This window comes from Pontimicrobium aquaticum (genome assembly GCF_005047595.1).
In the GTDB taxonomy this organism is placed as follows: domain Bacteria; phylum Bacteroidota; class Bacteroidia; order Flavobacteriales; family Flavobacteriaceae; genus Pontimicrobium; species Pontimicrobium aquaticum.
This window is the reverse complement of the sequence record NZ_SUPL01000001.1, coordinates 581058-595733: the sequence shown is the minus strand read 5'-3', so window position 1 is coordinate 595733 and position 14676 is coordinate 581058. Positions and strand designations below refer to the sequence as shown.

Below are 14676 nucleotides of genomic sequence, written 5' to 3'. Positions count from 1 at the left end.
TTGATTTATACTTTTATTTTGGTGTGGCACAAAACCACAATGAATTATAGCCATTGTTGTGAGCAGTGCTTCATTCAGTCGTAAATATTTTACTAATCATTTCAGTAAATATTTCATTCCATTTATTTGAGTCGTGTCCACCTTCAAAATCGCTGATATCAGCATATAAATTCAATTCTTTATATTTTAGTTTTAAAAATTCCGCATCTTTTTTGAGAGAAATATCTTCTTTATTACCGTATCTTAAATATAATTTAGGATAATAAACATTGTTTTTCCATGTTTTCGATTGAATATCTCCTCCGAATACTGAAAAACAAAGATAGGTTCCAATTTTGTTTGGGTGTTTGTTTAATAAATTTAACCCAAAACCTGCGCCATTAGAAGTCCCATAAAAATATCTGTCTTTTTTATTTGGGTTTTGGTTCAATTCATTTTCTACTTTAAGGATTAATTCATCATTAAAGTATAACATATGGTTTTTAAACTTATTTTTTAATAATGAATCCTCACTGATAGATGCAATATCATTAGCATATTCATAATTTCTAAATGTTAAATAGAATTTCTTTCCATTACCCATGTCAACACTGTCAGCAACTTTATTATTAGAATGACTTAAAATCATAATCATTGGATTAATGATTCGATTGTCGATCAATGAATCTAATGTTCTTTTATAAAAATTGTTCTCTTTTATTTCACCACCATCGGTTGCATATAGAATTGGGTATTTTTTTTTACTATTAAACCCATTTGGTAAATAAATATTATGTTTTCGATATTCACTCAAATATTTACTATAAATAGAGTCAGTATAAAATTCAGATTTTGAACTTATTACAGGTTTTTCTTCACAAGAATTTATATATAAACTTATAATTAAAATTCCGATTATTTTTTTCATTTTTTTCATTTTTGCATTGCACACAATGTTAAGATAAATTCAGTTTTAATTGAAGTTTATCGACTGTTAAACGAAGTTAGGTGTTTTTTCTTACAATGTCAAATACCTAAAACTCAAACTTTAACTGTACACTCACGCTTTCTTTGTCCATCGAAGCTTTAGCGTAGATGGATTGTGTGTTTAAATTTGATATTGAAATGCCCAATAACCTAACCGATTCTTTTAAGGTGTCTTGATACAACAAGTTTTTTGCAGCATCTAGGATAATGTCTTTATCACTCACATAATAAGGCAAGGTTCTGCTTCGTGTTTGTAAGGTAAAATCGCTGTATTTTATTTTTAGCGTCACGGTTTTTCCAGCCACTTTACTTTTAGATAATCGTTTAGCAACTTCTTTGGCAATGTGCTCTAATTTTTTAATCATAAACACTTCGCTAGTTAAGTTTTCATAAAAGGTGCGCTCGGCAGCTAACGATTTTCTTGTGCGATGTGGTTTCACTTCACTGTTATGAATACCTCGAACAATGTAGTAATAAGACTTTCCAGATTTTCCAAAATGTGCTTCTAAATAGTCAGCCGATTTTGCTTTTAAATCTTTTCCTGTAAAAATACCTTTTTGGTACATCTTTTCAGCAGTTACTTTACCAATACCATAAAACTTCCTGATATCCAATTGCTCTAAAAATTCCAAAACGTCTTCAGGGTTTACGGTTTTTTGTCCGTTAGGTTTATTGTAATCACTCGCAATTTTTGCCACAAACTTATTAATGCTAATACCTGCGGAAGCAGTTAAGCCAACTTCATCAAAAATGCGTTGCCTTATTTCTTTGGCAATTAATGAGGCACTTGGGTTGCCTTTTTTGTTTTTTGTCACATCTAAGTAGGCTTCGTCTAATGATAGTGGTTCTACCAAATCGGTATAATCATGAAAGATCTTTCTTATTTGTTTAGAAATTTTGGTGTAGCGTTCAAAATTAGGTTTTACAAAAATAAGTTCAGGACACAATTTAATGGCTAAGTTACCAGACATAGCACTTTTAACGCCAAATTGTCGAGCTTCATAACTCGCAGCACTTATAACACCTCGTTTGCCACCACCACCAACAGCGAGTGGTTTACCTTTAAGTTCAGGATTGTCCATTTGCTCTACAGATGCATAAAAAGCGTCCATATCAACATGAATAATTTTTCTTATTGGTAAATCGTTTGGCATAGCGTAAATTTAGGATTTCTTATTCAATTTAAATGATAGAAATAGAACGCAAATTTTTGGTTATATCAGATGCTTTTAAAGCCGAAGCGCATCAAAAACATAGAATCATTCAAGGGTTTTTAAATCGTGACCCTGAACGAACCGTTAGAGTAAGGCTTAAAGACGACAAAGGCATTTTAACTGTAAAAGGACTTTCATCTAATGATGGTTTATCGCGTTTTGAATGGGAAAAAGAGATTTCAAAAAACGATGCAAATGCATTATTGGAGTTTTGCGAGAAAGGAGTTATTGATAAAATACGTTATGAAGTTAAAGTTAACCATCATATTTTTGAAGTCGATGAATTTTTTGGAGACAATGAAGGACTGGTAGTCGCTGAAGTAGAATTACAATCAGAAGATGAAACCTTTACAAAACCAGAGTGGCTAGGAGAAGAAGTGACGGGAGACATAAAATATTATAATTCGCAATTAAGTAAACAACCATATAATACTTGGTACCAATGAAAAAAGTCATTTTTAGTTTAGCAATTCTTTTGGCGATTATTGCATGCAAAACGGAAACGAAAGATACTGTTGAAGTCGCAGAACAACCTCTTGAAACAATAGAAAAGTCTAACAAAGCATTAAAAGAAGCGCTTATTGCAAAAGGCTTTCAGGTGTTTGATTATGTAGATGAAAAAACCAAAGATACTACCTTGATGCAACAATACTTTATGGCCTTTTTAAAGTCTGGACCAAATCGGTCACAATCTGAAGAAGAAGCTAGTAAACTTCAATCGGCGCATTTAGCACATTTAGCAAAAATGTATGAATTGGGTTATGCTGATATTTCAGGCCCTTTTGGTGACGATGGTGATATTAGAGGGATCACTATTTACAATGTTCCAACCTTAGAAATGGCAGATAGTTTAGCCAATGCTGATCCCATGGTAAAAGCTGGTCGCTTAGTGATAGAAATACACCCATGGTGGGCAGGAAAAGGACTTCCGTTGAGATAATTATTCCGAAATCTCAATACGACGTTTGGCTTCATTGCCAAGTTCATCAACCACAGTAATGACATGTTTTCCAATTTCAGGCAAAATAGCAAGTTCATGAATGACTTTTGTGCTTCCAATAAAATTGTCATCCAGATACCAAAAAACGGTTGTTTCTGGTTTTGAGTGAGCAATTTTTAAAATAAGCTCATTGGTATTTCCATCAAAATCCTTAGGTAAAAAGAATTTGCCAGATTGTTTAGGATAAATGAACTGCATGGTAGTAGAGCCTTTTGTTATACAATCGCTTTTGTAAGGAGGTAAGGGTTTATAAAACGGGTTTTTAGACTTGTAATAATATTCCATTAAAGGCGGTAATACAAACCAAGAAACGTTTTTAATATTATCCAAAGATTCACAAGAGGAATTCACTTGATATTGTTCAGAAGCATCTAAATGTACTAAGATATGATAAGGACAAGGTTTGGTTTTTAAGCCACTCAATTGAATGAATTTCTGTTCAGTATCCCTGCAATTAGGCGACGCTCTATAACCACTTTTGGAGCAAACGGCTACTTCTTGCATTTCATCAAAAGGCTTACTAAACCAGTCGCTATGTGGCAATATATCAAACACATCAAATAAAATAGGCGCAGCAGTTTGCACACCAACCAATCCTGGACGACCTTCACCATCTGCATTGCCAACCCAAACACCAACGACATAATCTTTTGTCACACCAATGGCCCAAGCATCTCGAAAACCAAAACTAGTTCCTGTTTTCCAAGCTATTTGTTTAGAGGAGTCAAAGAACTGCCAGTTTTCGTCGCCTTCAGGTCTGTTGACTTCTTTCATACTTTCAAACGTGAGGTAAATAGAAGCTGCATCAAAAATGGTTTTTTCATTATTGAGGTTACCAAAATCTACTTCTGCATCTGCAAAAAAAGTAGGCTCTAAAAACTCATTTGTATAATACTGACTTGAGTTTTCATTGAAATGATTAACGGTTCCAGCCATAGCAGCATAGCTTTTGCATAAATCCCAAAGATTACTTTCGGCACCACCAAGAATTAAGGATAAACCATAATGATTGGCGTTCTTTTTTATGTCTTTTAATTTTAATTGCTTGAGATAATAGTAGAATCTGTCCAAACCAAACTGTTGTAGTAATCTCACTGAAGGCACATTGAGCGAACGAGCTAAAGCACGTTTGGCAGTGACAGCACCATCAAATTCCTTACTATAGTTTTGCGGATTGTAACTTCCAAATTGTGTTGGTACGTCTGGCACTAAAGTGTTTGGCAACAAATCGCCAGCATCTAACATAGCAGCATATAAAAAGGGTTTTAAAATGCTTCCTGTACTTCGTGGTTTGGTTATGACATCTACTGCATTTTGATGTGTTTTATCGGTTGGCGCATTGCCAACATACGACACCACTTTTCGTGTGTTGACATCTAAAACCAAAACAGCAATGTTATGAATTTCGTTTTGGCGTAATTGATGATGATGATTTTTTACAATGACATTAGTTTGCTCTTGCACCTGTTTTTTGATGGTTGTTTTAATGCGTTTACCATAATTGCTTTTGGCAACATTTTGCAATAAATGAGGTGCAATTTGCGGTAAAGGATAGGGTTTTTGAGGTAATTCTTCTAGAATTGATAAATCATAGGTTAAAGAATCTATGACCTCGTTTTTCAATAGTTTTTCAAGAAGTGCATTTCTTTTTTTGAGTAAACGCTCGTGGTTTTTTCCAGGATAAATCAAGCTGGGTGCATTAGGTAATACGGCAAGTGTAGCACTTTCCGCCCAAGACAAATCGTTAGCATTCCTATTAAAATAACGCCATGAGGCTGCGTCGAGTCCAACAACGTTACCACCAAAAGGCGCATTACTTGTGTAGTAAGCTAAAATGTTGTCTTTGGAATATCTTAATTCAAGCCTTGTTGCAAGGATAATCTCTTTAAATTTTTCAGTGTAAGTTCTTGACTTTCCTTTTCGAGACAGACGTATGGTTTGTTGAGTGAGTGTGCTTCCGCCTCGTTTCACTTCACCAGAACTTATATTGTCTCTTAAGGCTTTATAAATAGACACTGGATTAAATCCAGGATGTTTGTAAAAGTATTCATCTTCAAATAGGAGTAAGCATTCTTTAAATTTCTCTGGAATACTGTCGTTATGTGGAAATCGCCACTGACCATCTTTAGCAATAATAGCACCAAGCAATTCACCATCACGACTCTCAATAACGGTTGCTGTAGGATCTGTAAAAAGTTGTTTTGGCAAACAGAAATAATAAGCAATCAGCAGTATTGTTACTACTACTGATTTTATTTTGTTACGTTTTATGTAGCTTATTATTTTATTCATAACTCTTCCGTCATTTCGTGACACCTTACCTAAAATAGGGAAGGAATTCTTCCAATTAATATTTATTTATATAACTCTCCTCCTTAGAGAGGAGGAGTGGCTTCTGAATTTTTATTCAGAAGACGAGGTGGTTTTAAAATGACAGATAATTTCTTCTAATACTTCGGATAAATGTTCAAATATCAACCGATTTTCAAACCGAATTACTTTAAGTCCAAGGTTTTCAAGTATTTCAGTTCTTTCCAAATCATAATTTTGTTGCGCAAAATCTAAATGAACAGCGCCATCGAGTTCTACTATTAATCCCTCAGAAGCGCAATAAAAATCAACTATAAAATTTTGAATACTGTGTTGCCTTCTAAATTTTCTTCCTTTTAGTTGTTTTCTTTGTAATGATTTCCATAAGGTCGCTTCGGCAGGAGTTAGGTTCTTTCTAAGTTCTTTCCTGCGCTCTTCAAGATGTCTTTGATTATGGGTTTTACTCATTCTTTTATGATTTTACCCTTCCGAATTTAATTCTACTAAAAGAATTAAATCCACCTTCCCTAAAATAGGGAAGGAAGTTTATATATTGTTAAACTCATATTCACGTTCTACTTTGCAGATTCTAGTGTTGTACCAACTGTACCATTGCTCACGTCCTTTTTGTTGTGCTATTAAATGCTCTGAATGTTGTTTCCATGTTTTTATAGCCTCTAAACTTTCCCAATAACTCACAGTAATACCTACATCTTCTCGTGCACTATCAATACCCAAAAACCCAGATTGGGTTTTGGCTAAATCTTCCATTTTTTGTGCCATCTCACTATAGTCTTCATTCTTTTGAGTTAAAGTGGATGTAAATATTACTGCGTAGTATGGCTTAAAGTTTTGCATAAGACTCTTTTTTTGTTTGACTATTAAGTGGTACTTCAAAGATAATTATCTTCTCTGTTTTATAGCCATCAATATCTGTCATTAAAATGCGTAAATACATTTTGCTTACCACAATTTTCGTAGGATAGTCATTCAAAGAGGTAACATCTTTTATAGCTTCACTCCAAGTTTCGCCACAAGCATCGTTTACAACTGTTTTTAGCTCATCAATATCAACATCAATAAACCTGCTTGCTTCTTTTTCTGAAATTGGTAAAGCTTCAAACTTTTTATTGCTGGAAATGGTTTTTAAAGGCTTCCAACTAGAATAGTAGTGTTGCCAGTTAATAATATCGCAATGCGATTTATCATCAGAAATAGCGATACTGTTTTCATGCTTTTGGAATACTTCAATAGTTCTAAATTCTTGATGATGTTTTACCCTAACTGTTTTGCCTTCTAAAGTTTCATCATCATTCAACTTGTAAAACAACACGCCATCAAAATCAGGATTTATGTCATCTTTCCTGCTCTCTTTTTCTAAGATGCCTTCAATAGTTACTGTGAATTCATCATAGCTTGCCTTAAAGCGTTTTTCCAGTTTTTCTTCGGTTAAATAACCATTAAAAACATAGCCTTCTTCAAAGAATTCGTAAGCGTCAATACCTCTTACTTTTACCCATTCACCAGTAAGTTTTGTGCCACCATCGACAACGTCGAGTTTTAAATTGGTGTGTTCGGTAATTTCTATAGCTGTTCCATAATCTAACATACCAACTTTAATGGCGCCTTGGCTTGGTTTTTCTCTTACAATTAATCCGTTTTCTGCATTAACGTATTGAATGTCTTGTGCTTCTACGTAGCCAAATGCTACGATTGTTACTAATAAACTTATTATTGTTTTCATTATTTTAAGGTGTTAAAAGTCACTCCGAAAAAGTTTCAGAAAAATTCTTGGCTCTCAGAACCAATTTCAGAATGACCGATTTGTTTATTTAATTACTTCAATCCACTGACCTTTCGTTCTCACGAAATAGTCATTATCATACATCGCTTCGGCTTGTGTTCCTGGTAAATAATAGGTTCCTAAATACGAAGCGTTTAATAGCACATTAAAGGTTTTTGTGCTTCCATCTCTCGAGCTTTTATTCAGATTGAAATAGAAATTTACGCGGTCATCTCTAATATCTGTATAATCAGCTTGATTCGTGGCTGTCTCTCCAAATGCAGTAAAACGCGTATTTACTATTTCCCATCCGGAAGGGAAAATTTGGGTGAGTGCCACATCGTTGATTGGTTCATTTTTCTGGTTAGTAACTTGTATGCTTGCAACAAAATCTTGACCTTGTTGTAACTTAGTAATATCTATAGTATTGCCTTGTGAATCTTTATAAGTCACATAGACTTTTAATCCTCTTTGCTCTGAAATTTCTTTGCCTAATGGCAATTTTCCAGAAGTAATCACACGAGCATAAATGGTATTGTTTTTTGTATTGTTGACCACAATTTGATTATTACCATCTTTAATGTTTAAATCACGTTGTGAAATGGCATTTTTAGTGTTGATGGTTTCTTGATTTCCATTATTAAGTTTGAAAGTTAGATTCAAATCTTTACCTCCATTTTCGTTGACCATTTTAGCCATTGCCAACAAACTGTAAGCTGTAGATTGTGTGCTCATCCATTGATTTGATGACAAACGTTTTGCAATTAATTCGGCTAATTCACGAGTTCTTGTATCGTTTAGGATTACCATGGTTTCTAGTGCCATTGCTCTATTTCTATCAACTGAGCCATAAGTATAATAATCATATTGCACGTTATTGAATTCTATGTTTGCTGTGGCTGAAATCGCTTTTGCAGCTTCAGGTTGTCCAGCAAGTGCATAGGCAGCAGCTAAACGCCATTTAGCATCGTTGCTTAATTCTGAAAATTCCTTTAATCGATTCATCGATGCTAAATCTGGCTGTCCTGCTAACGCTAACGTATATAATCTGTAAGCTTGAGCGACATCACTTCGATAATACCTATAACTTGGTCGCCAATTTTTGGCAGCTTGTTTTTGGTATTGAATCCAATTACTTTTAAAAGTCAATGGTAATACATAACCTTTTTTCTCTGCCTCAATCATAAAGTGTCCAGCATACGACGTTCCCCAATCATTCACATCATGTTGTCCACTCCAATAGGATAAACCACCATTTGGTCTTTGAAAATGAGCCAGTTTTTTAATCCCATTTTTCACGTTATCTTCAATAGTCTTCTTTTTATCAAAGGTTAAATCGAAAATATCTGTTAAGAATAACTGCGGAAATACACTAGACGTGATTTGTTCCACACAGCCATGAGGATAGCGAATTAAATATTGTAATCTTCCAGTGAAATTCATTGGAGGTAAGGTTGAAAACTCAACGTTTGCGCTATTAGTTCCAATTTCACCAAAGGTTGCAAAATCTATGGTTTGCGATGTGTTGCCGTCTAGAACAAAATCGGTTGCTTTGGTGCTATATGGATTTGGATTCATCACATCTATTTCTACTTGATATGACGATATTTCACCATGTCCAGAAGCAATCACTTCAACAGTATTAATCCCTTTTGCTTTGCTAACATCTAACTGAAAATACGCCATTTGCTCATCAGGTTTTGCAAAAGTTAACGACTGATTTTTGTTGCCAACTATTGAAATACCATCACTCAATTTTAAACTAATGTTTATATTTTTGATGTTGTTTTCCATAGCAAAAACAGTCACAGGAAGTGTTACTTTTTCACCTGGACTTAGTTTACGAGGTAAGGTTGCTAACACCATTAAAGGCTTTTTTACAGGTGTTGTCTTGTCGATACTTCCGTAGGCTGCATTTTTGGAATCTCCAGCAACCACCATAGTACGGACCGAACCAATATATTTTGGAATTTTTATGTCGTGTGCTTTGGTTTCTCCAGCTTTAAGCTCAAAAGGACCTAAAAATTTAACCACTGGTTTAAAGCGATTGGCTTTTTTCTTTTTGCCTTCGGAAGCAGAACCATCACCACCAATTTCAAACACTTGGTCAATACTTCCTGTATAAGCTCCAATCACATCATCAAATATATCCCAAGTTTTTACACCAAGAGCTTCACGAGCGTAAAACTCCTCCCAAGCATTTGGTGTTTTAAAACGTGTTAAATCCAATAAGCCTTCGTCAACCAACGCAACCGTATAAGTCATGGCTTTGTTGTTTTTTTCGCTGACTTTTACAGTGATATTCTGCTCTGGACGCAACACATTTGGCATTGAGATTTGAGGTTCTAGAATGGTGTTTTTGTCTTCCACCATTATTGGAATGACACCATATAATCGAACTGGCAAGTCATTTTCGGTAACAGCATGAGGTTGCAACAACGAAATATTTATATACACATTTGGTGTCATTTCTTTAGTGATAGGAATGCTCGCCGTGGTTTCTCCTTTTTGAGTTTTTACCCATGTTGTACTAAGTACTTCTGTACCATTTTCAATGCTGATGAGTGCACGACCTTCGGTGCCACTAGGAAATGTGACTTTGGCTTCTTCACCAATAGTATAGGTTTCTTTATCAGCAGCAAAGACTAACATTTTTGCAGCTTCTTTATCGTTTCTAGAATTACCATGCCACCAATTTCTATAGAAATAAGCAACGCGTCCTGTGGCATGACCACTTTCTTTGTCATATACTCGAATAAGGTAACGACCACTTTCATCATCTGGAATGTTTATATTGAAATTGGCTTCGCCTTTAGCATTTGTGTTTACAGCACTGCTTGAAAAAGGTGTGTGGTAGCTTGATGATTCATAGGAAGCTAAATCATCATAAGAGGAATTCCACCACCAGCGCCATTCAATTTTATAAACTTTTATTTCAAGATTATTGCGTTGTATGGGTTTTCCATTAGCATCAACAACTACGATATCGAATGTTTGATTTTCATCTGTATAAAACGAGCCATATGCATTTCCTTTTGGAGAACGCAAACCAACAAACGATTTATAAGGCGTATATTTTTTGCTAAACGCGTCTATAGAAAAATCACCTCCATTTTCAAATGCTCTGGTTAAGAATGATACGTTTAACATGCCTGGAGCATTCGCGCCAACATTGATTTTTTTGTTAACATTGGCAATACCTTCGGCATTTACATTCCCTTCAAAAATGGTAATTTCTTCTGTATTGAATGAACGTGTTGGATCACTAAACACATATTTTGGATAGGTTTCAAATCCAGTTGAAGTTGTGCTAAATTTTGCTTTTATTTCAGCCTTGACGTTTTTTGCAGGCGCACCATGTAACCAATTCACGCTAAGCTTACTTTGTAGTGGCTTTGTGTTAGAAAGTACCTCGTCTTCAAAATCTATTTTAATTTTTAAGCGATTAGGTTTTACGGTCTCCACTTTTAAGGTTTTATAAAATGTGGCACCACCAACAGACACTTTTGCGTTCCAATTTCCTGTTTTGTCCTCTGTTGAGGTAGGTACGGAAAAGCGATATACGTTATTCAATCCGTTTTGTGTAATGTTTCTGTAGGCGAGCTTTCCATTGGCATCAGTCACTTCCATTTTTACTGGATGTTCTTTTGGTAAAGGGTTGGCGTTATCGTTTAACATGAATGTTAAGTGTAACGAATCTCCTGGTCGCCACACGCCACGTTCGCCATAAATAAAGCCTTTTAGTCCACGTTGCAACGTTTTTCCTGAGATATCAAATTTGCTTAAGGATAATGAGTTGCCTTCGTTGAGTTTTACATACGTTGTGTTGGTTCCTTTTTCAACTAAAGCGAAATAGGCATTGGTGTCCGAATCGATAATTGTGAAACCATTAGTATCAGTGGTTTTTGAAGCCAAAGGTTGCTGCTGAAAGTTATACAGTGTCACTTTAGCATTTGCTTCAGGATTGGTATTTAAAATATTAGTGACAGCAAAATAAAACGAATTGTTAGTACCACGTTTTACAATGGCTCCAAGATTTGAAGCCATAAGATTATTTGAAACCATACGCTCTTGATTGTAATACGCTTCGTGACAAGGATTATCTCGTTCTCTCCAGTTATACGAATAGCGTTTGTAATTGTAGATAACATTATCCCAATATTGTTCTTCACGAAGGTCTTCATCATCAGAAGTTTTAGTGTATTCTTCTTCGTCATAATAATAATCATCTTCGTAGTATTCGTCGTCCTCAAGATTGGTTGTATTGGTGTTATTCACTTCACAATCATATAGCGAATAGTCTTTGTTAAAGCTTAATTCAACACGATATATAGCACCTGCATCTGCATTGAAATATTCAGATAAATCAATGCTGTAGGCCTTCCATTTTCCTGTGTTTATAGTTTCATCTTTTATAAGTGGAATGGTTTTCTTTGCAATGCGTCGTCCAACACGTTTAATGCTATAATTGCTGTTGCTACCAATGTTATCGTCTTGTAAAAACTGGAGGATGTTATCTTCGAAAATCTTGATAACGCGAACATCAACCGCTTTTAAGTTAACCGCTTCAAAATTGAACCTTAAATCTTGCGAATTTGGTAAAATTCCCGCTCCTGTAATGAGTCTAACCTGAGGTTTTAGCGCTTCAAAAGAAATCAATTCTGAAAAAGGTGTTCTTAGTTTAAAATCGTCAGTATTTCGGATGCCTTGAAACACATCTACTTGAATATTACCAACTACACGAGAGTCTGTATACACCTTTAACACGTTGCCATCAACAATATATTTTGGGTCTGAAACGCCTTTTAATGTTACCAAACCGTCAAAGTTTTGTTGCTTTTTTAAAGGATCGGAAAAATTAATAGACAAGTATTGCTCAGGCGATTGTTCCACTTTTACATCAACGATGGTGAAGTTATTAATACCTGGAATTATCATGGTATTCTCGCCTTTATTATTAGCATTGATGGATTTTCCATTCCAATTGATGGTTACTTTTGAGTCATCAATATCACGATGAATACTATCTATTTTAAATTCAAATATTCGAGCTGTTTCAATAGATTCATCCCATTTTATTGAAAGATCTTTATTGTTTTGTGAAGCTTCAATTATCGTTTTAGCATCTTCTAAACGCACCATATCAGCTAGTTTTATAATGCCATCAATATATAGCCATTCTTTACTGTAGGATTGTAAATCGTTTGTGATAACCGAGAAATTGGGTTTAAAGGTTTTAAACTGAAATGTATAACTTTCAAAACCTTTCGGCATTGTTTCATATATATCTTTTAGATTAACCGTTACAGTGTATTCTGTATCAGCTTTTAAAGGGTTTTTAGGTATAAAAACTAATTGATTAGCATTTTTTGAAATGAGTTTTCCAGAAACTTTAGGCGAAATACGTATTACGTTTGTTAGAATCTCTTCGTTAGGTTTCCAACTATCTACAGCTTTTACAAGATTGATAGTTATTGGACTCGTCACAGAAACCAATCCAGATGTTGTGTAGCTTATATGGTCTTTAAATTTGAAAAGATTATCGGTTTGCGTTGCTCTTTGCTTACATGAAAAAGCAACTATTGTGAGAAGGAAAACGACAAGAGATTTTTTTAGCTGCATAATTGTAAAAAGTATTTAAGTGAACGATGTTGTTAAAAGAGCGTAAGTAATCTCTTGTTAAATACTTACGCAAGATTTAATATGTTTAGACTTTTTAATAATGTTAAATAAGTATTAAAATCAATTATAGCCCAAAATCTTAACGTGATTACACAACTACAAAAATATAATAAATTAGTATCTTCGCATCAAATTAATAAATCAAAAAAACACGTATAGAATGGAAGCAGTAGCAACTGATTTTGGAATACAAGAAGCACTTAGTCAATTAGGGATAAAAGATATAAATGAAGGAACATCTACAGGATCCAATAATTTTTCAAATGGAGAGATTATTGAAAGTTATTCTCCAGTGGATGGAAAATTAATAGGAAAAGTAAAAACTACTACAAGAGCAGATTACGATAAAGTGATGGATGTAGCTACCGCTGCTTTTAAAACCTGGAGAGATGTGCCTGCACCACAACGTGGCGAAATTGTACGTCAGTTTGGAAATAAATTAAGAGACTTAAAAGAACCTTTAGGTAAGTTAGTGTCTTACGAAATGGGCAAATCGTTGCAAGAAGGTTATGGAGAGGTTCAAGAAATGATTGACATCTGTGACTTTGCAGTAGGTTTATCACGTCAATTAAATGGACAAACCATACCGTCGGAACGTCCAGGTCACGTCATGCGTGAGCAATGGCATCCAATAGGTGTGGTTGGCATTATTTCGGCGTTTAACTTTCCAGTAGCAGTTTGGTCTTGGAATACTGCTTTAGCTTGGATTTGTGGAGATGTTTGTGTTTGGAAAGCCTCTGAAAAAGCACCAATTTGCTCGATTGCTTGTCAAAATATAATTGCAGAAGTATTAAGAGATAACAACTTGCCAGAAGGAATTTCTTGCATCATTAATGGAGATTATAAAGTTGGAGAATTCATGACAACAGACTCTAGAATTCCTTTAGTGTCTGCAACAGGTTCTACACGTATGGGACGCATTGTTGGTAAGACAGTTGCCGAACGTTTTGGAAAATCTTTATTAGAGTTAGGTGGAAATAATGCGATTATTATTACACCTACAGCAGATTTAAAAGTAGTCGTTCCTGGTGCTGTTTTTGGAGCAGTTGGAACTTGTGGACAACGTTGTACATCGACAAGACGACTGATTATTCACGAATCGGTTTACGACAAAGTTCGCGATGCTATTGTTGGAGCGTATAAACAATTAACTATTGGAAACCCTTTAGATGAAAAGAACCACATTGGGCCATTAATTGACCACGATGCTGTAAACATGTATTTAGCTGCTATTGAAAAAGCAAAAGCCGAAGGCGGAAATGTACTGGTTGAAGGTGGCGTGTTGGAAGGCGAAGGTTACGAAAGCGGATGCTACGTAAAACCAGCGATTATTGAAGCCGAGAACCACTACGAAATTGTACAGCACGAAACCTTTGCACCAATTTTATACTTAATGAAATATTCTGGTGATGTTGAAAACGCTATCGAATTACAAAATGGTGTAGCTCAAGGGTTATCGTCAGCAATTATGACTAACGAAATGAAAGAAGCTGAGAAATTCTTATCGTATGCTGGTTCAGATTGTGGAATAGCCAATGTTAACATTGGAACTTCAGGAGCCGAAATTGGAGGTGCTTTTGGAGGCGAAAAAGAAACAGGTGGCGGACGAGAGTCTGGAAGTGATGCATGGAAGATTTATATGAGAAGACAAACAAACACCATTAATTATTCTGATGAATTGCCTTTAGCTCAAGGGATAAAGTTTGACCTTTAAAAGTATT

At 35.0% G+C, this 14676-nt stretch carries 10 protein-coding genes; 3 read left to right on the top strand and 7 right to left on the bottom strand.

From position 1 onward, the window contains the following. Positions 1 to 70 precede the first annotated feature (70 nt). Both E5167_RS02715 and dinB read right to left on the bottom strand, forming a co-directional pair. Complete coding sequence (locus tag E5167_RS02715) at positions 71 to 907, bottom strand: alpha/beta hydrolase (RefSeq protein ID WP_239021928.1); 837 nt, start codon at positions 905 to 907, stop codon at positions 71 to 73. Positions 908 to 1013: 106 nt separating this feature from the next. Beyond that, positions 1014 to 2120, bottom strand: coding sequence for a DNA polymerase IV (gene dinB, locus E5167_RS02710; RefSeq protein WP_136840772.1), 1107 nt, complete (start codon positions 2118 to 2120; stop codon positions 1014 to 1016). 32 nt (positions 2121 to 2152) lie between these two features. On the opposite strand from dinB, the gene E5167_RS02705 reads away from it, so the two are divergent. After that, entirely contained in the window at positions 2153 to 2626 is a 474-nt protein-coding gene (locus E5167_RS02705; RefSeq protein ID WP_136840770.1) for a CYTH domain-containing protein, read from the top strand. Continuing rightward, positions 2623 to 3120 (top strand): YciI family protein, encoded by a 498-nt coding sequence (locus E5167_RS02700; RefSeq protein WP_136840768.1) that lies wholly within the window; start codon positions 2623 to 2625, stop codon positions 3118 to 3120. Before E5167_RS02705 ends, E5167_RS02700 begins: the two co-directional genes overlap by 4 nt. On the opposite strand, the gene pbpC is transcribed toward E5167_RS02700, so the two are convergent. From pbpC to E5167_RS02675, 5 genes are all read right to left on the bottom strand, one after another. Then, entirely contained in the window at positions 3121 to 5472 is a 2352-nt protein-coding gene (gene pbpC, locus E5167_RS02695) for a penicillin-binding protein 1C (protein WP_136840766.1), read from the bottom strand. Positions 5473 to 5583: 111 nt separating this feature from the next. Further along, positions 5584 to 5958, bottom strand: a complete 375-nt coding sequence (locus E5167_RS02690; RefSeq protein ID WP_136840764.1) for an endonuclease domain-containing protein — start codon at positions 5956 to 5958, stop codon at positions 5584 to 5586. A gap of 78 nt (positions 5959 to 6036) precedes the next feature. Next, positions 6037 to 6348, bottom strand: coding sequence for an antibiotic biosynthesis monooxygenase family protein (locus E5167_RS02685; RefSeq protein ID WP_136840762.1), 312 nt, complete (start codon positions 6346 to 6348; stop codon positions 6037 to 6039). Next, a complete protein-coding gene (locus E5167_RS02680; RefSeq protein ID WP_136840760.1) occupies positions 6335 to 7234 on the bottom strand; it encodes an SH3 domain-containing protein in 900 nt (299 codons plus the stop codon). Before E5167_RS02680 ends, E5167_RS02685 begins: the two co-directional genes overlap by 14 nt. Positions 7235 to 7318: 84 nt before the next feature. Continuing rightward, the gene (locus E5167_RS02675; protein ID WP_136840758.1) at positions 7319 to 12895 is read right to left on the bottom strand and encodes an Ig-like domain-containing alpha-2-macroglobulin family protein; all 5577 of its coding nucleotides are present in this window, start codon (positions 12893 to 12895) and stop codon (positions 7319 to 7321) included. Positions 12896 to 13115: 220 nt separating this feature from the next. Between E5167_RS02675 and amaB the strand changes: the two genes are divergently transcribed. Then, complete coding sequence (gene amaB / locus E5167_RS02670) at positions 13116 to 14669, top strand: L-piperidine-6-carboxylate dehydrogenase (RefSeq protein WP_136840756.1); 1554 nt, start codon at positions 13116 to 13118, stop codon at positions 14667 to 14669. The last annotated feature ends 7 nt before the right edge of the window (positions 14670 to 14676 follow it).

What these genes read in the sequence shown, in the direction of transcription:
- E5167_RS02715 (WP_239021928.1), bottom strand. Translation starts at nt 907, where the DNA reads ATGAAAAAAATAATCGGAATTTTAATTATAAGTTTATATATAAATTCT.
- dinB (WP_136840772.1), bottom strand. Translation starts at nt 2,120, where the DNA reads ATGCCAAACGATTTACCAATAAGAAAAATTATTCATGTTGATATGGAC.
- E5167_RS02705 (WP_136840770.1), top strand. Translation starts at nt 2,153, where the DNA reads ATGATAGAAATAGAACGCAAATTTTTGGTTATATCAGATGCTTTTAAA.
- E5167_RS02700 (WP_136840768.1), top strand. Translation starts at nt 2,623, where the DNA reads ATGAAAAAAGTCATTTTTAGTTTAGCAATTCTTTTGGCGATTATTGCA.
- pbpC (WP_136840766.1), bottom strand. Translation starts at nt 5,472, where the DNA reads ATGAATAAAATAATAAGCTACATAAAACGTAACAAAATAAAATCAGTA.
- E5167_RS02690 (WP_136840764.1), bottom strand. Translation starts at nt 5,958, where the DNA reads ATGAGTAAAACCCATAATCAAAGACATCTTGAAGAGCGCAGGAAAGAA.
- E5167_RS02685 (WP_136840762.1), bottom strand. Translation starts at nt 6,348, where the DNA reads ATGCAAAACTTTAAGCCATACTACGCAGTAATATTTACATCCACTTTA.
- E5167_RS02680 (WP_136840760.1), bottom strand. Translation starts at nt 7,234, where the DNA reads ATGAAAACAATAATAAGTTTATTAGTAACAATCGTAGCATTTGGCTAC.
- E5167_RS02675 (WP_136840758.1), bottom strand. Translation starts at nt 12,895, where the DNA reads ATGCAGCTAAAAAAATCTCTTGTCGTTTTCCTTCTCACAATAGTTGCT.
- amaB (WP_136840756.1), top strand. Translation starts at nt 13,116, where the DNA reads ATGGAAGCAGTAGCAACTGATTTTGGAATACAAGAAGCACTTAGTCAA.